Source organism: Mesorhizobium sp. M7D.F.Ca.US.005.01.1.1, from assembly GCF_003952545.1.
Lineage (GTDB): Bacteria > Pseudomonadota > Alphaproteobacteria > Rhizobiales > Rhizobiaceae > Mesorhizobium > Mesorhizobium loti.
The window spans coordinates 6115230-6136086 of the sequence record NZ_CP034453.1; the positions used below are offsets into that span (position 1 = coordinate 6115230).

The window sequence follows — 20857 nt, forward strand, 5'->3', positions numbered from 1 at the left end:
CGAAATGTCAGACAATTCCGATCAATGACAGGAAGACATGATTCCTGCGTGCGGTATTTCACGAAATTGCTGCCTTGTGAGAAAAGATCGGAGCAAAACTACAGAGGTTAACGGCTAGTTACTTTAGACATCGCTTTAAAACATGATGATCAAGTAACTTCGTAAGCGCCGTCTCATTTAACCTTCGCGTTAAACTTGCCCATCCGTGCCTGCAGCGGCGTCACCTGCCGGTACTTCTTCATGACGGTGGTAAAATGGCTCTGGCTTGAAAATCCGCTGGAATGAGCGATGTCGGCGATCGTCATGCGGCTGTCGGCAAGCAGTCTTTCAGCGAAATCCAGCCGCAAGTCGAGGACATACTGATGCGGCGGCATCCCGAATGTCCTCGAGAAAGCCCGCACGAAGTGATAGGGGGAAAGCCCGCAAACCGCAGCCATCTCGGCAAGCGCCAGCTTGCGCGTGAAGTTCTCGTCCAGGAACTCCTGCACACGGCGTGTGCTGCGAACGGAAAGCCCGCCTTTGGCATTGAGCGTCGGTTGCCGCGCCGAATTGGTACCGAAAGCCGACCCGGGGGAATCATCATCACCCGGCATTTTTTGGTCTCCTGATACGTCCCATATGAAGTTCAACCCGAGGCCTCCCTCCCCGTTCCCGTGAAAAACAATTCGTGATTGATCGAACCGCACCCGCATCGCCAGTCCAGTTCAATTCATCGATCCGGCCAGGTGGCGGATAATGTCGAGGCTGCATCGTATTGCGAATGGCTCCCACGCAGGCTTGGGCATGTTTGTGGCGGATGTATTTTGGAAAATACCGGAAGCTTTGTAGGAAATTCCGATCTTTGATCATGCATTGGTGATGCATCAGCAGGGCGGGTCCTTTGCCGTACCTTGAACTCTCGTTTTGACCGAAGCCTATCCGGCCCCGGTCGGCGTTCTCCCCCTGTATTTCTTCATGGTCGCGGCCAAATGGCTCTGGTCCGAAAATCCGGCCAGATAGGCGACTTCGGCGATCGCCAACTCGCCATCGACGAGCAGCTTTTCGGCAAGGTCCAGGCGCAGATTGATCAGATAGCGATGCGGCGGCATTCCAAATGTCCTGGCGAACCTGACTATGAAATGATTGGGGGAAACCCCCGCGACCGACGCGAGTTCGGCGACCATTACTTTTCGCGCGAAATTCTCGTCGAGATACTCGCGCACGCGTCGAGCGCCAACAGCGGAGAGTCCGCCTTTGGGCGACACGGCCGGTCTGCCGCGGCTGGTGTAGGTGCGCAGCAGATGCACGCCGAACACGGTGAGCAGCGAATCCAGATAGAGCTCGTTCGGAGGCAGCTTCCCGGTCAGCTCGGCGGTGATCATCTGGGCTATGTTGAGGGCCCTGAGGTCTACCGTGCCGAAGGCAGGCGGCTCGAGCTCTGTATCGGTGACATCTGACTCATGAGCCGCCAGTTCCGACAGTGCTTCTGGCGATATGGAGACGACGGCGTTTTCCCTGGTCTCAGACCAGGCGAAGGTGCTGTCGACGCCCGCGGGATTGATGATGAGGCACCCAACCGGCGCATCGTATTCCGTGATCTTGTCGCTGCCGAGCGAGGCTCTGAATTTGCGTCCTGGCCTCAGCACAATTCCCGCGGAATGTTCTCTGGCCAGGAATTTCTGCGATCCAGGACCTCGGACGGAATGGATGACGCTGCCGCGCGCGGTGGCTCTTCTGGGGCCGGCACTTTCTGGAATGATGTCCAAAACGTATCGGGCTGTCCGATCGACGCCCCGGGAAACGCCGCTTTCCCGAGCCTCGTCCGCATTTTTCATTCGCCTCGCCTCAGCCGTCTTGCCGCCGCCTGAAATCCCCCTTTTAGCCCGACCCAAGTCAAGCGTAACGCACATGCCGCGGATAGTGAATAACGCCCGTGCGCAAAGAAAAAATTTTGTTCGGGATAAGAAGAAAAAATGTAGCCGACAAAGGAAGTTCTAGAACATTTTTTCCTGCTTGATGGAGAGTCCCTCGATCAACGCAGCGCACCATTGAGTCTGGGATAATTCGGCGGCTCGGCCTCGGCGGCCATGCAAAAAGGCAATCCCGAGCTACAGGGCTCGCGGCCGGTCATTGCAGATCATCGCGACGATTCTCGTACAAATCCCATGCAAGTTCCACAAAGGCCAAAAGAACATCGTCCTGGTTCCACCCGGCAGCGACTGCCGCCTGGACGATTTCACGGACGAGAGGCAGCAATTGGCGTTGGCATTCGGCCGATGTGTCGACAGCGGCGTCATCACCAGGAGGTCCATCGAAGTTGAGCTTCATCATTCGGCGCCCCCCTCGCCATCAATCAAAATGTTAAATCGTTGATTTTGTTCCTGCTGATATACATTACATCCGGGACCAAAGCATAGGAAGCCTTGAAGAACCAACAGCAGCGAAGGACAACGCGCCCATGCAGCCGCTCATGCATGCCGTTGCGTTAGCGTTATGAGCTAGATGTTTTCGCGGGTGTAGATCTCAAAAGGCAGGATCGTCGTGAAGTTGCCGCCTTCGTTCGGGGCGGAGACGGCGCGGACCATGCCGGCCAGCGCTTCTTGCGCGATGCGGGCGAGCGGATGCGAAATGACAAAAGTCAGCGTGCCGTCGAGCAGGGCTGGGCGCGTCGAGTCCATCAGCTCATAGCCGACGACGACGAGGCTGCCGGCCCGCCCGGTGGAGCGCAGCGCCGCGATGGTGCCGGTGATGCCGCCACCGGCGACATAGAGGCCGGACAGATCCGGATTTTCGTTCAGCAGCTTCTCGGTCATCTCCTGCGCGATGGCGCTCGATTCGAAGGTCAGCAGCGGCTCCAGCAGGGTGAAGCCAGGCGCGTGCTCGCGGAAAAAGGAACGGAAGCCGCTTTCGTTTATTTCCTGGCAGCGGTAGCGATGATTGCCGACGAGGATGCCCAATTTGCCGGGCGCCCGGCAGACATGCTCAAACACCCAGGCGGCGGTGCGCCCGACCTTCCAGTTGTCCAGTCCGATGTAGTGAACCTGACCCGTCGCCGAGATCTGCGAGATCAGCGCAAACACCGGCACGTTGCCCGCCTGCAGCGCGTCGACCGCCTGGGTGACCAGCGGATGGACGGCGGCGACAACGCCGACGGCGTCGCATTCGGCACCGAGCGCCAGCAGGCGCGCTCCGACGTTTTGCGGCGACAGATCGTCGAGAAACTCGATGCGCAGTTCTATCTCGCAGTCGGGCATGGCCGGCGCCACCGCGCGCAGCGCCTCGGCGATGTTGCGGTAGAAGGCGCGACCCGGCTGGTGCAGCAGGAAGCCAAAGCGGTAGTGCGGCCGTGCGGCCGCTATGCGGCTGCGCAGCGCGCCCATGCCGTAGAAGCCAATCTGCTCGGCGGCCAGCCTGACGCGCTCGCGCGTGCCCTGGCGGACGGCACCAGCGCCGCTCAGCACCCGGTTGACGGTGGCCACCGAAACATTCGCCTCGGCGGCTACATCCCTGATCGTCGGGCGCTTGTTCTGATCCATTTCGTCTCATCCGCCTGTAGCAATTGATACGAAAATATCATTCATCGCGTCAGATTGATATGAATGACACAATCCATTTGGAACAAACATTCTATTCTTGATTCATTTTGGATCAAGATGTTTATCTCGTCAAAAGCAAGCAAGGCGGACGCACCGCCAGCCCAGGGATAGCAGCAGCACAGCGCAGACGGGTTTTCGCCCACCGCTCTCAGGCGGTGTGAGGCAGCGTGCGCGTGCGGCCCATCCCAAGGCGTTGCGGGTGCGGCATTGCGGATGGAGGATTGCATGGACGATCTCAAATACGGCGTGCGCGACAAGCGCGGCGACTGGAAGCCGAACGGACGCATCGAGGGGGCGCCGTTATGGAACTGGCCGCCCAGGCTGCCGAAGATCCTGGCATGGCTGCCCGGCTATATCTGGCCGTGGAATGCCTTCCACATGGCCACGGCGCTGCTCTACTGGTTCTATATCGTGCCTGGCGTCGAGACGATGAAGACGATCAGCTGGGGCTGGGCGCTGTGGCTCTATGCCGTCAATGCCGCCGCGATCCTCGTCTTCTACGGCATCTTCGAGCTGCGCTATTACATCAAGCGCACCCAGGCGACGCGGTTCAAATACAACCACAAATTCCCCGGCGATGCGCCCTCCGACGTGTTCTGGTTCCAGAGCCAGAACCTCGACAACTTCCTGCGCTCGTTCTTCATCACGATCCCGCTGTGGACCGTGGTCGAAGTCGTCTTCCTCTGGTGTTTTGCCAATGGCTACGTGCCGTGGGTCGGCTGGGCGGATCATCCGGTCTACCTCGCCGCACTGGTGCTGGTCGCGCCGGCCATCCACGAGGTGCACTTCTTCTTCATCCACCGCCTGATCCACTGGGCCCCGCTCTATCGCTGGATCCATTCGGTCCACCACAACTCGATCAACCCCTCGCCCTGGTCGTCGCTGTCGATGCATCCGGTGGAAGGCTTCCTCTATCACGCGGTCGCCTTCTGGCACCTGGTCATCCCGTCCAATCCGATCGTCGCGCTGTTCCAGCTGCATGTTGCCGGCTTCGGTGCCGTCAATGGCCATCTCGGCTTCGACAAGCTGGAAGTGACCGACGACAAGGCCGTCGATAGCCACGCCTACGCGCATTACCTGCACCACAAATATTTCGAGGTGAACTATGGCGGCGACGGGCTGATCCCGCTCGATCGGTGGTTCGGCACCTGGCACGACGGCACCAGGGAGGGCGAAGCCATGATGGACGCCCGCTTCCAGAAAAAGAAGGAACGCATGAACGCCAAAGCCGAGGCGAACCATTGATCACATGACGCGGCGCGCAATCGGGAGAGGTGCGCGCCTGCGGATGAATTATTTTTTCTAAACCCGTCTGACGACGGCAACCGGGAGGAAATGAAATGAAAACGATCACGAAACTGCTGACAGCGATCATGCTTGCGGGCGTGGCGGCGACATCGGCCACTTCGGCAATGGCTGACGGGGCGAAGATCTTCGTCATCGGCGGCAAGGCGGATGACCCGTTCTGGTCGAAGGTCAAGAAGGGCGCCGACGATGCCGGCAAGGTCGCCGAGCTGACCGGCGGCTCGGTCACCTGGCTCGGCCCGCAGAACTACGACAATCTCGGTCCGGACGCGGCCAAGCTGATCCGCACAGCGCTCAGCCAGAAGCCGAGCGCCATTGTCGGCCCCGACTGGGTCCCGGAGGCCATGGACGATGCCTTCAAGGAAGTCGTTGCAGCCGGCGTGCCGCTGATCATCTACAACTCCGGCGGCATGGACGCGGCCAAGCGGCTCGGCGCCATGAACTATGTCGGCAATGAAGAATACGCGGCTGGTCTGGGTGGCGGCGCCTATTACGGCAGCCATGGCTCCAAGAACGTGCTGTGCGTCAACACACTGCCCGGTGCCACCAACACCGAAGACCGCTGCAAGGGCATTGCCGACGCCATCGCCAAGAGCGGCGGCAAATCCAGCCAGTTGCCGCTGCCCTCGTCCAGCTTCGGCAACCCGACCGCGGTTGCCGAGGCGATCAAGGCCGCCGTGCTGAAGGACAACACCATCGATGGTGTCACCACCATCAGCGCCGGCGACGCCAACAGCGCCGCCAACGCCATCAGCCAGGCCAATGCCGGCGACAAGGTCAAGCTCGCTTCGTTTGACATGGACGAGACCGGCCTGCAGCGCATCAAGGCTGGTACGCAAATGTTCGCGGTCGACCAGCAGCCCTATCTGCAGGGCTTTCTTGCGGTGTCGCTACTGAACGGCCTCGTCAACTATGGGCTCGACCTGCCGACCAAGCCGGTGCTGACCGGACCGGGAATCGTCGACGCCGCCAATGTCGACGCGACGATGGCCGGTGCCGCGGCCGGCGCCCGTTAGCTTCTGCAGACAGAGTGTCCGGCCCATTCGCGGGCCGGACATCATCTGCCACGCGCCGCCGACGATTGGCCGCGCCAGGCTCCCGTTGTTCAAGCCAGGGACATTTCGATGACATCCCAAGCCCATCACCAATCCGCCGTGGCAGCCACCGCGCCGCCCGCCCCGCACTCTTCGATGCCCTCGATCGGCAGCCTCGTGCGCCGGCCCGAAGTCGGATCGCTGATCGGCATGGTCGCCGTTCTGGTGTTTTTCTCGATCTTCGGCGGCGCCAATTTCATGTCGGCCGGCGGCGCCGCGAGCTGGCTCAACGTCGCCTCGGAACTCGGCATCATCGCGCTTCCGATCGGGCTGCTGATGATCGCCGGGCATCTCGATCTGTCCGTCGGCTCGATGGTCCCCGCCAGTTCGATGACCATCGCCATCCTGTCGGGCCATTACGGCCTGCCGATCATCGTCGGCATCCTCGCCGCGCTCGGCCTTGGGCTCGCCGTCGGCTTCATCAACGGCGTGCTGGTGATCCGCACCAAGGTGCCGTCCTTCGTCGTCACCCTGGCCACGCTGTTTGCGCTCGCCGGCCTGACGCTCGGCCTCTCGGTCATCCTCTCCGGCAGCACCAGCGTCGCGCTGAAGAGCGGACCGACCGCCAAGCTTCTGTTCGGCGACTATCTCGGCGGCAAGTTCGAGGTGACGCTGTTCTGGTGGATCGCCGCCATCCTGATCGTCGGCTTCATCCTGAATTTCTCGCGCTTCGGCAACTGGATCCTGGCCATGGGCGGCGATGCCGTCAGCGCCCGCAACGCCGGCATCCCGACCGACCGGGTGACCATCGCCCTGTTCATGAGCAGCGGCCTGTGCGCCTCCTTTGTCGGCATGTCACAGGCGATCCTCTACAACAGCGCGCAAGTGGCCGCAGGCCAATCCTTCATCTTCAACTCGATCATCGCGGTGGTCATCGGCGGCGTGCTGCTCACCGGCGGCTACGGTTCGGTCGTCGGCATCGTGCTCGGCACGCTGACCTTCGCCATCGTCAACCAGGGCATTTTCTACACCGGCTTCGACGCCAACTGGGCAAGCCTGATCATCGGCGTCCTGCTGTTGGCGGCCGTGCTGATGAACAACACCTTCCGCACCATGGCGCTGACCTACGCACCACGTGCCAAATCGAGGGCTCGCTGATGACATCGCCCCTGCTCAGGCTGACTGGAATCAACAAGTCGTTCGGTCCGATCGATGTGCTCCACGACATCTCGCTCGAGGTCAACAGAGGCGAGGTGCTGTGCCTGCTCGGCGACAATGGCGCTGGCAAGTCGACGCTGATCAAGATCCTCTCCGGTGTCCACAAGCCGACATCGGGCACGATGGATATGGACAGCAAATCAGTCGCCTTCGACAGCCCGCGCGACGCCAGCGACCATGGCATCGCCACCGTGCACCAGTTCGGCGGGACATTCCCGCTGATGAGCATCGGCCGCTCCTTCTTCGTCGGCGCCGAGCCGACGCGACGCTGGGGGCCGCTGACCATCTACGACCGCAAACGGGCCAACGAGATCGCCGTCACCGAGATGCGCCAGCTCGGCATCACCCGCATCGATGACGGCGACCGCCTCGTCGGTGGGCTGTCCGGTGGTGAACGCCAGGCGCTGGCGATCGCGCGCGCCGTGCATTTCGGCGCCAGCGTGCTGATCCTCGACGAGCCGACCGCGGCGCTTGGCGTCAAGGAGGCGGCGCACGTGCTGCGCATTGTGCTGCAGGCGCGCCGCAAGGGCATTGCGGTGATCTTCATCACCCACAATGTCGTCCATGCCCTGACCGTCGGCGACCACTTCGCCGTCCTCATCAGAGGCTCAAAGGCCGCCGACTTTCGCAAGGGCGAGAAGAGCCGCGAGGCGATCACCGACCTGATGGCCGGCGGCGAGCAGATGGCCGAGCTTGAAGCCGAGATCGAGAGCTTCTCGGCGGCTGACAACGGGCATGCGACGCAGGGCGCGAGCCATGCGTGACCAGTGAAGACGCCCATCTCCTCCTCCCGGGCATCTTCCTGTACGGCCGGCGGAATGCGTGGTCCGCCGGCCGCCTTTTTCAACCAACCAAAGACAGGCTTGCAGGAACCAGCAATGGCAAAGTGGATTGATGCGTGCGCGACCGATGACATCGAGGAAGAGGACGTCATCCGCTTCGATCACGAGGGCCGGACATTCGCCATCTACCGTAGCCCCGACGATGCATTCTTCTGCACCGACGGGCTGTGCACGCATGAGAAGGTGCATCTGAGCGGCGGGTTGGTTATGGAACACAGGATCGAATGCCCGAAGCACAACGGCGTGTTCGATTACCGGACCGGCGAAGCGCTGCGCGCACCGGTCTGCGTGAACCTGAAAACCTACACCACGAAGGTCGAGGACGGCCGCGTGTACATCGAGGTCTGACATGTCCGATACGTTTACGCTTGCGGCTTGCGTCGAAATGCTGTGGCGCGACCGGCCGATGGAATGGCGCGTCAAGCGCCTCACCGAAATGGGCTTCCAGGTCGGCCTCTGGAACTGGCCCGAGCACGATCTCGCAATGCTGGAAAGATCCGGCGCGACCTTCTCGATCATGAATGGATATTTGCACGGCCGGCTGGCCGATGACGAGGGTGCCGCCGAATTGCTGAAGACGGCTAAGGAGACGGCGGCGGTCGGCAAGCGCCTCGGCGTCGCGCGGCTCAATCTGCATGGTACCGGACTGGGCGATGGCGGCCTGCCGGTCACGCCCTGCGAGATCGTCACCGGCGCGATGTGGCTCAAGGCGCGCGACACGCTGAACCGCATTGCCGACCTCGCCGAAGCCGAGGGCGTGACGTTCACGCTGGAGAATTTGAACCTGCCGGTCGACCATCCCGGCGTGCCGTTTGGGCGCGCCGAGGACACGCTTGCACTGGTGTCTGATATCAACCGGCCGGGCCTGCGCCTCAATCTCGATCTCTACCATGCGCAGATCGGCGAAGGGAACCTGATCGAGCTGTGCCGCGCCTGCCTGCCGTGGATCGGCGAGGTCCAGGTGGCCGATGTGCCCGGACGCATGGAGCCCGGCACCGGCGAGATCAACTATCGCGGCATCGCCCGTGCACTGAAGGACATGGGCTACCGTGGGCCGGTGGGCATGGAGGCGTTTGCCTCCGGTGATCCCGAATTTGCCCTGCAGGCCTTCCGCGAAGCTTTCACCGTCTGAGGGAACAAGAATGGTCACCAAGAGCAGCCGCCCCACCGTCGCCGACATCCGCGCCATGAAGGGCCGCGGACAAAAGATTTCCATGCTGTACGTCACCTCGCTTGAGGAGGCGGCAGCGGCGGATGCAGCCGGCGTCGATATGCTTTCGATCGAGGGCCGCTTCTTCACGCCAGAGATGCGCGAGGCGGCCGGCCGCTGCTTCGTGCAGGTCGGGCTACCCTATGGTCCCGCCGGCGATCTGGTCACGTCGGAGGATTATCTGAAAACCGCCTACCACTTCATGCGCATCGGCGGCGATTGCTTCTACTGCGCCGCCTCGCTCGATATCCAGAAGGCGCTCTGCGACAATGCGGTGCCGGTCGTCGCCCATGTCGGCCTGATCCCCTCGCAATGCACCTGGACCGGCGGCTTCAAGGCCGTCGGCAGGACGGCCGAGAGTGCGCGGGCGGTGTGGGATCACGTCAAGCGCCTGGAGGCCATCGGCTGCTTCGGCGCCGAGCTGGAAGTGGTGCCCGACCGGGTTGCCGAACTGATCACCCGGAATACACCCTTGATCATGCTCGGCATGGGCGCCGGGCCGCATGCCGACGCACAGTATCTGTTCAGCGAGGACGTGCTTGGCCACACTGCTGGCCACAGGCCGCGCCACGCCAAGACCTACCGCAACTTCGCCGCCGAATATGAGCGGCTGCAGCGCGAGCGCATCGCCGCCTATCGCGAGTTCATATCCGACGTGCAAACCGGCGCCTATCCCGAGCCGCAGCACGTGGTCCCCGTCACCGACGAGCAGCTTTCTGCTTTCAAGGCTTCTCTGGGTCTCTAGCGGCTATCTGCGGACGCGCGACCCGTGCAATCCGGCGACATGATCGGCCGCATTGCCTTCTGCAATCGCTCGCTGGATAGTCTCGGCCATGTTGGAGACCCTGGCGACTCACTGGCCACAAATTCTCGCCATCATCTCGGTGGTGATGGCGACCGCTGGCATCGCCCACGCCGTCATGACCAAGGAGGATGTCCGCGCCGCCACCGGCTGGGTCGGCGTCATGGTGCTGTCGCCGATCCTCGGCGTGCTGATCTATGCCGTCGCCGGCATCAACCGCATTCGTCGTGCCACGATCACCGCACAGCGTCCGCTGGCCGGCGACGCGGTGTCCGCCAAGTATGAACGCGACCTCGCCGCCGAAGAGGCCCTGATCGTCGAGCGGTACGGCCAGCGCTTCACGGGCTTGAGAACACTGGGCGACAGGGTGGCACGGCGCGCGCTCAACCCGGGAAATGCAATCGATGTGCTGGAGACAGGTGACGAGGCCTATGCCGCCATGTGCGCGGCCATCGACGGCGCCGAGCGCAGCATCCTGCTCGAGACCTATATTTTCGACAATGATGCCGTCGGCCTGCTCTTCGTCGAAGCGCTGGCTGGAGCTGTCCGGCGCGGCGTCACCGTCCGCGTGCTAATCGATGCCGTCGGCGCCCGCTACTCCGTGCCGAGTATCCTTGGGCATTTGCGCGGGGCCAACATCCCCGCCGATGTCTTCAACGGCAATATCGTCATGGGCCTGCGCCTGCCCTACGCCAATCTCAGGACCCACCGGAAGATCCTGGTGGTCGACGGCATGGCCGCCTTCACCGGCGGCATGAACATCCGCAAGGGCTTCTCCGCCGAATTCGCCGGCTCCAACAGCGCCAGGGACACACATTTCCGGGTGACCGGTCCGGTCGTCGCCGACCTCTTTTCGGTCGCCGCCGAGGACTGGCGCTTCGCCACCAATGAGGCTCTGAAGGGGGATGCCTGGCGAATTGCCCCGCTGTCACCGTCGCCCGGCGTGCCGATGCTGGTACGGGCGGTCGCGTCCGGCCCGGACGCCAGCAACGAAACCAACCACAAGCTGCTGATCGGTGCCTTCTCCGTCGCCCGCAAGTCGATCCGCCTGATGTCGCCCTATTTCCTGCCGGATCGGGAACTGATCAGTGCGCTGATCACCGCCGGCAGACGAGGTGTCGAAATCGACATCGTCGTACCGGCCGTGAACAATCTATTCCTTGTTGACCGTGCCATGACGGCGCAGTTCGACCAGGTGCTGAAACATTATTGCCGCGTCTGGCGTACCGAGGGACCGTTCGACCATTCGAAGCTGCTTTCGATCGACGGTGTGTGGGCCTATGTCGGCTCTTCCAATCTTGACGCGCGGTCGCTGCGGCTGAATTTCGAGATCGACCTCGAGGTCCTCGACGCCGGCTTTGCCAGCGAGATCGAGGCGCGGATCGGGTCGGCGATCGCCTCCGCCGTACCGGTGACGCTGGAAGCGTTGCGGGCCAGGCCATTCCTCATCAGGCTGTTCGACCGGGTGCTTTGGCTGGGTTCACCCTATCTCTAGATGGGCTTAGCCCTAGATGGGTTCACCCTATCTTTAACAAAACGACGTGTTTGCCGGATAGTTTGGTGTCGATCATGGAACATAAGCCCAAAGACTCTATTTGAGGTGCATGGTGAAAGCAGCTGAAATGGCAGGCACTCGATGCGAGTGAACGGACGCAGCCTCCCGGCAAGTATGCTTTTATCCATTCGTGACCGCCGGATGCAGAAGGCAAACGCCGCTGCACACAAGACGACAGCCATCACCGGCACGCTGGTTGCCTCCTACAATGTCCACAAATGCATCGGCGTCGACAGGAAGTTCGACCCGGAGCGGACCATCCGCGTCATCCGCGAAATCGATCCGGATGTCATTGCGCTGCAGGAAGCCGACAACCGCTTCGGCGACCGAGACGGGCTTCTCGACCTGCCGCGGCTCGAGCGGGAAACCGGCCTGGTTCCGGTGCCGATTTCCGCGACCGGCAAGGGCCATGGCTGGCATGGCAATGTCCTGCTGTTCAAGAAGGGCGTCGTTCGTGACGTGCATCAGATCAAGCTTCCGGGTCTGGAGCCGCGCGGCGCGGTGGTGGCGGAGATCGACCTCGATGGAAGTCAGACGCTGCGCATTATCGCCGCCCATCTTGGCCTGCTGCGCCGTTCGCGCTCCCAGCAAGCACGTGTCGTGCTTGAACTGATGAACAGCCCGGACGAAAAGCCGACCTTGCTGCTCGGCGACCTCAACGAATGGCGGCTCGGCAACCGCTCCGCGCTCAACACGCTGCATGCGACGTTCGGCCCGCAGCCGCCGGCGGTCCCCACCTTCCCCTCAAACCTGCCGCTGCTGGCGCTCGACCGGATCATGGCCAACAGGCATGGCATGATTGCCGCTGTCGACGCGCATGACACGCCGCTTTCGCGCGTTGCCTCCGACCACCTGCCGCTGACGGCCTTCGTGCGCCTGGAGCGTGTCTCCGATAACGCCTTGATATCTCCGGCGTCGCAAAGCGTGTAGATTTCCGGTGGAACCGCCCGGTTCTTCCGCGAGTTGATATGTCGAGTTGATATGTCTTTAACTCGCAGGAGGATGAAATGAAAAAACTGATTTTAGCTTCCATGTTGGCATTTGCCGCGACAGCTGCGGTCATTGCACCCACGCAAGCCGCAAGCGTGATTATCCAGTCCGACGACAACAACCAGTATTCACAGGACGATCAGTCCGACAACGGCGAAATTGTCGTTCGTCGCCATCACCGGTATAACAACGACAACCAGTATGGTGACGATCAGAACGGCAGCGTGCAGTACGGTGACTACAACGATGGCGAGTATCGCCGCCACCACCGGCATCACCGCTGCCATATCGAACTGGTCAAGCACTGGCGCCACCACCACAGGGTGATCGAGGAGGTCCGCGTCTGCGGCTGATGCCTAGATAAACCGGCCAGCGAAAGCCGGCCGGTTTCGCTCTGGCGTGATCAGCTGACGAAATAGCGCTGCCATTCGAAGTCGGTGATGTGCGACGCCTGCCAAGCGTCGAATGCCGCCTGCTCGGCCCGCCGGCTCTCGGCATAATTGTCGCGGAAGGCCTCGCCGAAGGCATCCGCACAGAAATCGGACGTGGCGAACGCCTCGATCGAGGCATTGAGCGTGCGCGGCAGCTTTGGCTTGTCGAGATTGGCCAGGTTCGACGTCACCGGCGCTTCGAGCGGCAGATCCTTCTCGATGCCCTCGCAGCCCGCTGCCAGGATCGCGGCAATCGAGAGATACGGGTTGATATCGGCGCCCGGCGCGCGGTGCTCCAGCCGGCAGGCGCCGTCATTCGGCGTGGTGATGGCGCGGATGGGTGCTGTACGGTTCTCGAAACCCCAGGCGACGTCTTCCGGCGACCAGGCACCGCGATCGAAGCGGCGGTAGGAATTGACCGTCGGCCGGAACAGCAGATGCGTTTCCTGCATCCGGTTCAGCACGCCGGCAAGGAACTTTTCGGCGATCGGCGTCAGCCGGTTCGAACCGGCGGCGAAGGCCGGCTTGCCGTCGCGCCACAGGCTGACATGGTGATGCGCCCCACAGGCGCTTTCCTTGCCCGGCGGCTGGAAGCGCGTCATGAAGGTGGCGACAAGGCCACGCTCGGCGCAGAGTTCGCGCAAATGCAACTTGGCGCGCATAGCGTCGTCGGCCGCCTGCAGCGCCGATTTCGGCGTCAGCGCATATTCATACATGCCGTAGCCATATTCGGTGACCAGCGAGGCGACGCCGATGCCGATGCTCTTCATGCGGGTGATGAATTCGGCGGCAAAATCCTGATACTCACCGCTGCGCACCAGATCATAATTGATCAGCGAATGGCCCCAGGGCTTCAGCTCGCGGTAGCGCCCGGCGCGCATCAGATCGTGGTCGGCGTGGAAGATGCCGAACTCATACTCGAGCGCGATCATCGGCTCGTAGCCGAGCGCCCTGGCGCGTTCCTCGACGCGGGCGAGCACACCGCGCGGATCGAACGGACAGACCGCGCCGTCTAGCATGTAGGAGCTGGTGATGGCCGAGGCGAATTTCGGCTTCCAGCCGTGCTGGACCACCGTCGCCGGATCGATGATCCCCTTGATGTTGGGGAAGCCATTCTCCTCATTGGCGCTCGGCGAGGCGAAGGCGACATCGCCCATCGGCTGGCCGTCGCCATGGGTGACGCAATAAAGGATGGCGTTGATGGATTCGCCATAGGTCGAAAGCTTCAGCGGCGTGATCTTGGAGCGGAACGCGCCTGATGTGTCGACTGTATGCACCTCGATGAATTCGACGCCGCGCGTCGCCAGTTCGCGCTGCAGCGCCTCCAGCTTCGGCGCATACTCTGCAGCCTTGTCCTCAAATTCCACGTTCAGACCTCCACCAGGAAAACTCGGAGCAATTCCAGGAAAAGCGTGAGACGGTTTTCCGTCCGGAATTGCGTTAGAAGAAAGAGGTAGACGCTACGCTATTTCGCGTTGCGCCTGAAAAGTCGCGACAACAGTTCATCGAGCTCGTAGCGGCCGCTGATGCCGCTCGGACGAAAGGCCATGCAAAGCACGATGACGACGCCAAGCGCCACACCGGACAGCCCGAGCAATTGCGGCAGCTGGATGCCGGCGATCGTCACGCCGGATTCAATGCTGCGGATGAATTCGAGCCCAACCGAAAGCACGATCACGCCGGTGACCGCGCCTGTCACCGTCGCCATGCCACCCAGGATCAGCATCGCCAGCGTGTTGAAGATCATCTGGAAGTAGAAAAGCTTGGGACTGATCGTGCCGGCGAAATATGCGTAGAGCACGCCGGCCAGGCCGCAGATCAGCGCCGACAGCACCCATGACATCAGCCGCAGGCGCCGGGCGTCGATGCCGAGCGCTGCCGCTGCTTGCGGGCTCTGGGCGCTGGCGCGGAGCTGCAGGCCCCAGCGACTGTCCTTGAACAGCCGCGCCAGCACGATCACCACCACCGAAAACACCATCATCCAGGGCAGGCCGACCACCTTCGGGATGCCGAAGAAGGCCTGGTTGCCCTTAAACAGGTTGGTCCAGTTGAGAAACACCGAATGGACGATGATCAGCAGCGCCAGGCTGACGATGGTCGCGGCGACGCCCGACAGGCGGCTGATCACCTTACCGCTGACGGCGGCGACGATGCCGACCATGATGAGCGCGATGAGCGCCGACGACACCGGATCGAGTTGCAATGTGGCGAAGCCGAACGGCGCATTGGGGATCGACAGTTTCTTCATGGCCAGCGGCGTCGACAGGATGGCGACGCCATAGGCGCCGAGGCCGACAAAGGCACTGTGGCCGAGATTGGCGATGTTGCTGTTGCCCATGAACACCTGCAGGCCGACGACGACGATCAGGTTCACGAAGGCGCCGAGCGCCAGATAGGTGTAGTAGGTCGGTGCGAAATTCAGGATCAGCAGCCCGACCACCAGCACCGGCAGCGACGTCACCAGGCCACCGATGAGCGAGCGCGTCAGCGCAGCACGGGGCTGTGCGACAGCAGCAGGCGGAGATGCGGTCTCTTCGATTGCCTGCGACACCTCAAATCTCGCCACCTTCAAATCTCCTTGTCGCCGAGTTCGACCCGCTGGCCGAGCAGGCCTTCCGGCCGGTAGACAAGCAGTGCGACGATGATCACGTAGGTGAGCGCGTCCTTGAAGCCCCCATATTCCTGCGGCAACGCAACCAGCAGGCCGACCTCGATGAAGCCGAGCAGCATGCCGCCGGCCGCAGCGCCTGCCAGCGAGCCGAAGCCGCCGATCACGCAGGCGACGAACGCCTTCAGCACCAGGCTGAAGCCGAGATCGGGCGAGACGCTGCCGCGCCGCGCGATGATGAAGACGGCGGCGATGCCGGCCAGCGCACCGGAGATGGCGAAGGCCGTGGCGATCACCCGGTTCGCCTTGATCCCCATCAGCCGCACCGTGGCGAAATCGCGCGACGCCGCGCGGATGGCTAAGCCCAACGTCGAACGGTTGAGGAAGAGCACCAGGGCTAGGATGGTCAGGCCGGAGACGATGAGCTCCATCACCTGCAGCGACGACACCGCGAAGGGGCCGAAGAACCACATCTGGTTCAGCCCATTGAGGATCGAAACCGATTGCGGCTTTGGCGAGATCAGCAGCATGAACAGGTTCTGCACGACGATCGAGACGCCGAAGGCGGTCAGCAGTCCTGTCGTCGTCGGCGCATAGCGCACAGGCCGGAACGCCACACGCTCGAAGGCGACGGCCGCAAGGGCGGCGGCAGCAACCGCAAGCAGCACGGCGACGATAGGCGAGGTCAGTCCGAGAGCGGCCGCCAGGAATACGCTGTAGGCCGAGACGCCGATGATTTCGCCATGCGCGAAATTGACCAGGCCCATGATCGAGAACACCACCGCCAGGCCAAGCGCCACCAGCGAATATTCCGCACCGAAGGCCAGCGCATTGAGAAGCTGCTGCAAGGCATAATCCATGTCGCCGCCTACCCGCCGATATAGAGGTTGAAGAGACCGTGTTCGTCGGCAAGGCTGGACGGCGGCCCGCTATGGCGAAGCGTGCCGGCACTGACGACATAGACGCGGTCGGCGAAGCGCAGCGCCTGCCTGGCGTTCTGCTCGACCACCAGCAGCGTCAGCCCTTCCGCCTTCAGCTCGCCGATGAAATCGAAGATCTGCACGACGATCTTCGGCGCCAACCCCAGCGACGGCTCGTCGAGCAACAGTAGCTTCGGCCGCGACATCAGCGACCTGGCGATGGCCAGCATCTGCTGCTCGCCGCCCGACAGCGTGCCGGCCGCCTGCCCGTAGCGCTCGGAAAGCACCGGAAACAACGCCAGGAAGCGCTCGATGTCCTGGCGCACGCCCTTGGGATCGCGCCGTATCGCCGCACCAAGCCGCAGGTTCTCGCCGACCGTCAGATTGGCGAAGATGTGCCGGCCTTCCGGGGTGGAGGTCAGGCCGGCGCGAATGCGATCCTCGGTGCGGACACGCGAAATGTCCTGGCCGTCGAGAACGATGCGGCCGGAAGCCGGTGTGACCAGGCCGGTCAGCGCGTTGATGGTCGAGCTCTTGCCGGCGCCGTTGGGGCCGAGCAGGGCGACGAGTTCGCCCCGCCCGACCTTCAGGCTGAGGTCGCGCACCGCGCTCACCGCGCCGTAGCGGACGACCAGATTGTCGACGCTCAGCACGACGAGGCCTGCACTGCGAAGGCTCGATCCATCATCACCTGACCTACCTGCCTCAGTTCAGTGCCGGAACGAAGCTCGGCGGCGTGTCGGTGATGAGCACCCGCTTGCCGTTCGCAAATCCCATCACAGGCACCGCCTTGACCGGATAACCCTTCTTCTCGGCAAAGGAGATGATCGGCGCCGTGGTCCCGGGATAGCCGCCCGGCGCACGGATCGCCTCGCGCAAGGCGGCGGGCTCGACCGTGCCGGACTTCTTCGCCGCCTCGTAGCTGATCTGCACCATGTCTGCGCCAAGCGCGTCGAAGATGCCGTTGATCTTGTAGCCGTCGGCCTTGCACTGGGCCAGGAACTTGTCGATCGGGCTGTCGACGCCCGTCGCGCCATGGGTGGCGAACATCACCTTCTCCAGCGATGCCGGATCACCGACGGTACCTTCCAGCGACTTGTCGTCGAAGGCGTCGCAGCCGGCGACCCAGCCATCATAGCCATTGGCACGCAACTGGCGAATGAAAATGCCGACATCCGGCAGCACGCCGCAGATATGGATGGCGTCCGGCTTCTGCGGCAACGCCTTGATGCTGGCGATCTGCGGCGACCAGTCTGATGTGCCCCAGGAATAGTTGAGCTTGGAGACGACCTTGCCGCCGAGATGCTCGAACACCTCGCCGAACCATTCCGGCAGCTTTTCCGAGTAGGAACCGGCATCGGGCGAGACCATCAACGCTACGGTGCGCGCGCCCTTGCCGTAGAGCGCATTGGCGGTCGCTGCCGCATTGATCGGATCGGGCACCGCGCCCGCGATGAAATTGTCGAGGCCGGCCTGCTGCATCTCGAGCTGCGTGTTCGGCGCCGAGAACACGGTGGCGCCATAGGGCGCCGCGATCTGCGCCGTCGGGATCAGCGCATCGGGGAACGGCACGCCGGTAATGATCTGGGCGCCGGCATCGAGGAATTTCTGGCCGAGCGACACCGAAAGCTGCGGATCGGAGCGGTTGTCCTCGATCATCAGCTCGACCTTGGGATCGCCGGCGCCTGCAGCCTTGTTCAATTTGTCGGCCATGCAGCGCGCCCCTTCGGCCTCGCTGTAAGGCGCGTAAGTGCCGGTCATCGCCACCGCGAGACCGATCTTCAAATCGGCGGCCCCGGCATGCGTCACCTGCAAAAGCCCCGCCGCCACGACCGCGGCCCCCAAAATCATCTTGTCCATTGAACCCCTCCTTCTCCCTTGTTGTTGACGTTGCGGGGCGCCGTCACGATGTCTCGGACTGCCCGACATAAACCTCGATGACGCGTGGATCGCGCCACACCGCTTCGGTCTGCCCGGATGCGATCACCTGGCCCTGGTCCATGACGCAGAGCCGGTCGCAAAGCCGGTTGATGAAGCGCAAATCATGATCGATGACGATGGTCGCGCAGCCGACATCCCTGCGAATGCCCTCGATCGCCACCGCGAGCGTTTCGGACTCACCTTCATTGAGACCCGCCGCCGGCTCGTCGAGCAGCAGCAGCGATGGACCCAACGCCAGCGCGCGGGCGATTTCGAGCCGGCGCTGGCTGCCATAGGACAGCGTGCCGGCCGGAACGTCGGCGAAGCCGTCCAACTGATACTGGGCAAGCAGCTGATCGACGCCGATGCGTGCCGCCGCTTCCGGCCGAACCGCCTGGCAGGTGATATGAGCGACCTCGACATTCTGCCGAACGGTCAAATCCTTGAACAGGCGGATGGTCTGGAACGTACGCGCGACGCCGGCTCGCGCACAATATTCAGGACCGTGGCCGGTGATCTCCTTGCCCGCCAGCCTGACACTGCCGGTGTCCGGCTTGAGCACGCCGGAGATGGCATTGACCAGGGTCGATTTTCCGGCGCCATTGGGGCCGATCAGGCCGAGGATCTCGCCGGCCTCGCAGGCCAGCGAGGCACTGCGCAACGCCCGCACGCCGCCAAAAGTCTTGCTGACTGCCTCAACCGACAGCATCGGTCACATCTCCCATCCGGCCGATGGCTATTTCTCCTGTCGGCCGGTCAACAGGATGCTAGACCCCGGACTTTTCCATAACAAGTATTTTTTTCCATTTTAGAAAATATTCTTAGAGGGCTCGAACTTTCGAGCCCGGATTCCGGTCAGGCCGGGATCAGACCCCGGCTCCGGCCGGCAGCCCGTCGCGCGGCACGGTGTTCGACATCAGCATGATCACCGGCTCGTCGCCCAGCGCGATATAGGCATGCTGCATTTCGCCGTCGAAAAGGATGCTATCGCCCGGCTGCAGCACTGTGGGGTCATAATGGATCGTGTGCAGTTCCAGGCTGCCGCTCAGCACGTGGATGAATTCCTCGCCCGAATGGCTGCGCCAGCCGCCGTTCTCCTCGAAGCTCCTCGCGCGCAGCGTGACACGCCAGAAAATGTTGGTCTTGTCGCGAAAATCGCTGCACAGGACCTCGAATTCCATCGCGTTGCCCTGGTGCAGGATGCCGCTGCCGGCGCGCGTGATCGAGCGCCGCGCCTGCATGCCCGGCTTCGGACTGAACAGGAAGGAGGCCACCGGCACATGCAGCACCCCGGCGATCATCAGCGCGACGTCGACCGTCAGCCGGGCCTTGCCGTTCTCCAGTTTCGACAATTGTGAAACCGAAAGACCGGAGCGTTCGCTGAGATCGCGCAGCGTGATGTTCTGCTCCTTGCGCGCATCGCGGATCTTGCTGCCCACATTGCCCTGCATCGTCCGCGCCCTTGGCTGTCGTGTTTCCAATTTGACAAGCTCTAGCCGGGCGGCCTTGGGGCGTCCAGCCTCTAGAACAATTCCAGGAAAAGTGTGCGGCGGTTTTCCCGGGAAAAGCCCATCGCACTTTTCCTGGGGAATTGCGTCAAAACAAAGAGATAAAGCGGTTCGCCGTTCGGCGAGTCGCCTTAGACGGCTACGGCTGGTTTCGGCCATAGCGACATCGCGACGGTGGCAAAGACATCCTCCAAGGTGCGGCTGACGAGCTCGAATGTTTCCGGATCGGAAAGCAAGTCGTTGCGGACTTCGAGATAGAGGCAAGGCCTGCCCTGCTCCAGCCCGTGCCGGTTCAGCGTGTAGCCAACGGCCTGGCGCCAGTCATACGGCTCGTTGTCGCCGATCCTCAACCCAGCCTCGGCACCCCGCGCGCCAAGCGTTTTCAACACCGAGGTGACGAAGGGAGATGGCTCCCGCCATAGCACGCCGATGTCGACATTGCGCCTGACACCGCCCATCACCGGGGTGAAGGAATGCACAGAGATCAGCGCCTGCCGGCCCGCAGCGGCCTCGATAACAGCCTGTTCGACCGGCGCCCAGGCGATCATCTTGCGCAGCCTGACATCGACTGCATCGGGTGCGAGATTGCCGGGCACCGGAATGCCGCCGAGGTCCGGGCGCATGAAATCCCATTCACCGGCGGGCCTGTTGTAGTCGAGGAACAGCCGCGAATAATGAGCAACCACGGCCGGCGCTCGCAATGTCCGCGACAGCCGGCGCGTCAAGGCATCGATACCGATATCGACAGCGAAATGTGTGCCGAGATAGGGCGCTGCGAGGCCAAGGTCATGCCATGGCGCGGGCACCAGATTGCCCGCATGTTCGGCGATCAGCATATAGGGGCTTGCCGCCTCGATCCGCAGCCGCTCGACGCTGGCGGCGGCCAGCGCGGCGATTGCTCCATCATCAAGCCCTGCAAGGCTCGCGGCGTTCACCGGG

At 62.7% G+C, this 20857-nt stretch carries 22 protein-coding genes; 10 read left to right on the forward strand and 12 right to left on the reverse strand.

What is annotated here, in order from left to right; translation table 11 throughout:
* Positions 1 to 173: 173 nt before the first annotated feature.
* The 4 genes from EJ076_RS29795 to EJ076_RS29810 form a co-directional block, all read right to left on the reverse strand.
* A complete protein-coding gene (locus tag EJ076_RS29795; RefSeq protein ID WP_245462914.1) occupies positions 174 to 593 on the reverse strand; it encodes an AraC family transcriptional regulator in 420 nt (139 codons plus the stop codon).
* Between the two features lie 321 nt (positions 594 to 914).
* Entirely contained in the window at positions 915 to 1625 is a 711-nt protein-coding gene (locus EJ076_RS29800; RefSeq protein ID WP_245462915.1) for an AraC family transcriptional regulator, read from the reverse strand.
* 481 nt (positions 1626 to 2106) lie between these two features.
* Positions 2107 to 2310 (reverse strand): hypothetical protein, encoded by a 204-nt coding sequence (locus tag EJ076_RS29805; protein ID WP_164548765.1) that lies wholly within the window; start codon positions 2308 to 2310, stop codon positions 2107 to 2109.
* 167 nt (positions 2311 to 2477) lie between these two features.
* Complete coding sequence (locus EJ076_RS29810; RefSeq protein ID WP_126070277.1) at positions 2478 to 3515, reverse strand: LacI family DNA-binding transcriptional regulator; 1038 nt, start codon at positions 3513 to 3515, stop codon at positions 2478 to 2480.
* Between the two features lie 285 nt (positions 3516 to 3800).
* On the opposite strand from EJ076_RS29810, the gene EJ076_RS29815 reads away from it, so the two are divergent.
* From EJ076_RS29815 to EJ076_RS29860, 10 genes are all read left to right on the forward strand, one after another.
* Positions 3801 to 4820, forward strand: a complete 1020-nt coding sequence (locus EJ076_RS29815) for a sterol desaturase family protein (protein ID WP_126070278.1) — start codon at positions 3801 to 3803, stop codon at positions 4818 to 4820.
* Positions 4821 to 4915: 95 nt separating this feature from the next.
* Entirely contained in the window at positions 4916 to 5896 is a 981-nt protein-coding gene (locus EJ076_RS29820; RefSeq protein WP_126070279.1) for a sugar ABC transporter substrate-binding protein, read from the forward strand.
* A 174-nt stretch (positions 5897 to 6070) separates the two neighbouring features.
* Complete coding sequence (locus EJ076_RS29825; RefSeq protein WP_126071172.1) at positions 6071 to 7072, forward strand: ABC transporter permease; 1002 nt, start codon at positions 6071 to 6073, stop codon at positions 7070 to 7072.
* Complete coding sequence (locus tag EJ076_RS29830) at positions 7072 to 7896, forward strand: ATP-binding cassette domain-containing protein (protein WP_126070280.1); 825 nt, start codon at positions 7072 to 7074, stop codon at positions 7894 to 7896. The genes EJ076_RS29825 and EJ076_RS29830 overlap by 1 nt, the downstream gene beginning before the upstream one ends.
* Before the next feature lie 114 nt (positions 7897 to 8010).
* The gene (locus EJ076_RS29835) at positions 8011 to 8322 is read left to right on the forward strand and encodes a MocE family 2Fe-2S type ferredoxin (RefSeq protein ID WP_109661247.1); all 312 of its coding nucleotides are present in this window, start codon (positions 8011 to 8013) and stop codon (positions 8320 to 8322) included.
* Between the two features lies 1 nt (position 8323).
* Positions 8324 to 9106, forward strand: coding sequence for a hydroxypyruvate isomerase family protein (locus tag EJ076_RS29840; RefSeq protein WP_126070281.1), 783 nt, complete (start codon positions 8324 to 8326; stop codon positions 9104 to 9106).
* Positions 9107 to 9116: 10 nt separating this feature from the next.
* Positions 9117 to 9929, forward strand: a complete 813-nt coding sequence (locus EJ076_RS29845) for a 3-methyl-2-oxobutanoate hydroxymethyltransferase (RefSeq protein ID WP_126070282.1) — start codon at positions 9117 to 9119, stop codon at positions 9927 to 9929.
* A gap of 88 nt (positions 9930 to 10017) precedes the next feature.
* Positions 10018 to 11481 carry a phosphatidylserine/phosphatidylglycerophosphate/cardiolipin synthase family protein gene (locus tag EJ076_RS29850; RefSeq protein WP_126070283.1) on the forward strand — a complete coding sequence of 488 codons (1464 nt, stop codon included), beginning with the start codon at positions 10018 to 10020 and terminating at the stop codon, positions 11479 to 11481.
* Between the two features lie 141 nt (positions 11482 to 11622).
* Complete coding sequence (locus EJ076_RS29855) at positions 11623 to 12471, forward strand: endonuclease/exonuclease/phosphatase family protein (protein WP_126070284.1); 849 nt, start codon at positions 11623 to 11625, stop codon at positions 12469 to 12471.
* Between the two features lie 77 nt (positions 12472 to 12548).
* Positions 12549 to 12884 (forward strand): hypothetical protein, encoded by a 336-nt coding sequence (locus EJ076_RS29860; RefSeq protein WP_109659489.1) that lies wholly within the window; start codon positions 12549 to 12551, stop codon positions 12882 to 12884.
* 50 nt (positions 12885 to 12934) lie between these two features.
* On the opposite strand, the gene EJ076_RS29865 is transcribed toward EJ076_RS29860, so the two are convergent.
* The 8 genes from EJ076_RS29865 to EJ076_RS29900 form a co-directional block, all read right to left on the reverse strand.
* Positions 12935 to 14329 carry a glutamine synthetase family protein gene (locus EJ076_RS29865; RefSeq protein WP_126070285.1) on the reverse strand — a complete coding sequence of 465 codons (1395 nt, stop codon included), beginning with the start codon at positions 14327 to 14329 and terminating at the stop codon, positions 12935 to 12937.
* Positions 14330 to 14427: 98 nt separating this feature from the next.
* Complete coding sequence (locus EJ076_RS29870; RefSeq protein WP_245462916.1) at positions 14428 to 15528, reverse strand: branched-chain amino acid ABC transporter permease; 1101 nt, start codon at positions 15526 to 15528, stop codon at positions 14428 to 14430.
* A gap of 2 nt (positions 15529 to 15530) precedes the next feature.
* Positions 15531 to 16430 carry a branched-chain amino acid ABC transporter permease gene (locus EJ076_RS29875; protein WP_109659485.1) on the reverse strand — a complete coding sequence of 300 codons (900 nt, stop codon included), beginning with the start codon at positions 16428 to 16430 and terminating at the stop codon, positions 15531 to 15533.
* A gap of 8 nt (positions 16431 to 16438) precedes the next feature.
* Positions 16439 to 17143 carry an ABC transporter ATP-binding protein gene (locus EJ076_RS29880; RefSeq protein WP_109659483.1) on the reverse strand — a complete coding sequence of 235 codons (705 nt, stop codon included), beginning with the start codon at positions 17141 to 17143 and terminating at the stop codon, positions 16439 to 16441.
* A gap of 52 nt (positions 17144 to 17195) precedes the next feature.
* A complete protein-coding gene (locus EJ076_RS29885; protein ID WP_164548767.1) occupies positions 17196 to 18350 on the reverse strand; it encodes an ABC transporter substrate-binding protein in 1155 nt (384 codons plus the stop codon).
* A gap of 43 nt (positions 18351 to 18393) precedes the next feature.
* Positions 18394 to 19119, reverse strand: a complete 726-nt coding sequence (locus tag EJ076_RS29890; protein WP_126070287.1) for an ABC transporter ATP-binding protein — start codon at positions 19117 to 19119, stop codon at positions 18394 to 18396.
* Positions 19120 to 19276: 157 nt separating this feature from the next.
* Positions 19277 to 19861: an XRE family transcriptional regulator gene (locus EJ076_RS29895; protein WP_109659477.1), complete on the reverse strand. Its 585-nt coding sequence runs from the start codon at positions 19859 to 19861 to the stop codon at positions 19277 to 19279.
* 188 nt (positions 19862 to 20049) lie between these two features.
* Positions 20050 to 20853 (reverse strand): N-formylglutamate amidohydrolase, encoded by an 804-nt coding sequence (locus EJ076_RS29900; RefSeq protein ID WP_109659475.1) that lies wholly within the window; start codon positions 20851 to 20853, stop codon positions 20050 to 20052.
* Between the last annotated feature and the right edge of the window lie 4 nt (positions 20854 to 20857).

Coding starts and splice junctions, on each gene's coding strand:
- EJ076_RS29795 (WP_245462914.1), bottom strand. CDS start 593: ATGCCGGGTGATGATGATTCCCCCGGGTCGGCTTTCGGTACCAATTCG.
- EJ076_RS29805 (WP_164548765.1), bottom strand. CDS start 2,310: ATGATGAAGCTCAACTTCGATGGACCTCCTGGTGATGACGCCGCTGTC.
- EJ076_RS29810 (WP_126070277.1), bottom strand. CDS start 3,515: ATGGATCAGAACAAGCGCCCGACGATCAGGGATGTAGCCGCCGAGGCG.
- EJ076_RS29815 (WP_126070278.1), top strand. CDS start 3,801: ATGGACGATCTCAAATACGGCGTGCGCGACAAGCGCGGCGACTGGAAG.
- EJ076_RS29820 (WP_126070279.1), top strand. CDS start 4,916: ATGAAAACGATCACGAAACTGCTGACAGCGATCATGCTTGCGGGCGTG.
- EJ076_RS29825 (WP_126071172.1), top strand. CDS start 6,071: ATGCCCTCGATCGGCAGCCTCGTGCGCCGGCCCGAAGTCGGATCGCTG.
- EJ076_RS29830 (WP_126070280.1), top strand. CDS start 7,072: ATGACATCGCCCCTGCTCAGGCTGACTGGAATCAACAAGTCGTTCGGT.
- EJ076_RS29835 (WP_109661247.1), top strand. CDS start 8,011: ATGGCAAAGTGGATTGATGCGTGCGCGACCGATGACATCGAGGAAGAG.
- EJ076_RS29840 (WP_126070281.1), top strand. CDS start 8,324: ATGTCCGATACGTTTACGCTTGCGGCTTGCGTCGAAATGCTGTGGCGC.
- EJ076_RS29845 (WP_126070282.1), top strand. CDS start 9,117: ATGGTCACCAAGAGCAGCCGCCCCACCGTCGCCGACATCCGCGCCATG.
- EJ076_RS29850 (WP_126070283.1), top strand. CDS start 10,018: ATGTTGGAGACCCTGGCGACTCACTGGCCACAAATTCTCGCCATCATC.
- EJ076_RS29855 (WP_126070284.1), top strand. CDS start 11,623: ATGCGAGTGAACGGACGCAGCCTCCCGGCAAGTATGCTTTTATCCATT.
- EJ076_RS29860 (WP_109659489.1), top strand. CDS start 12,549: ATGAAAAAACTGATTTTAGCTTCCATGTTGGCATTTGCCGCGACAGCT.
- EJ076_RS29875 (WP_109659485.1), bottom strand. CDS start 16,430: ATGGATTATGCCTTGCAGCAGCTTCTCAATGCGCTGGCCTTCGGTGCG.
- EJ076_RS29885 (WP_164548767.1), bottom strand. CDS start 18,350: ATGGACAAGATGATTTTGGGGGCCGCGGTCGTGGCGGCGGGGCTTTTG.
- EJ076_RS29890 (WP_126070287.1), bottom strand. CDS start 19,119: ATGCTGTCGGTTGAGGCAGTCAGCAAGACTTTTGGCGGCGTGCGGGCG.
- EJ076_RS29895 (WP_109659477.1), bottom strand. CDS start 19,861: ATGCAGGGCAATGTGGGCAGCAAGATCCGCGATGCGCGCAAGGAGCAG.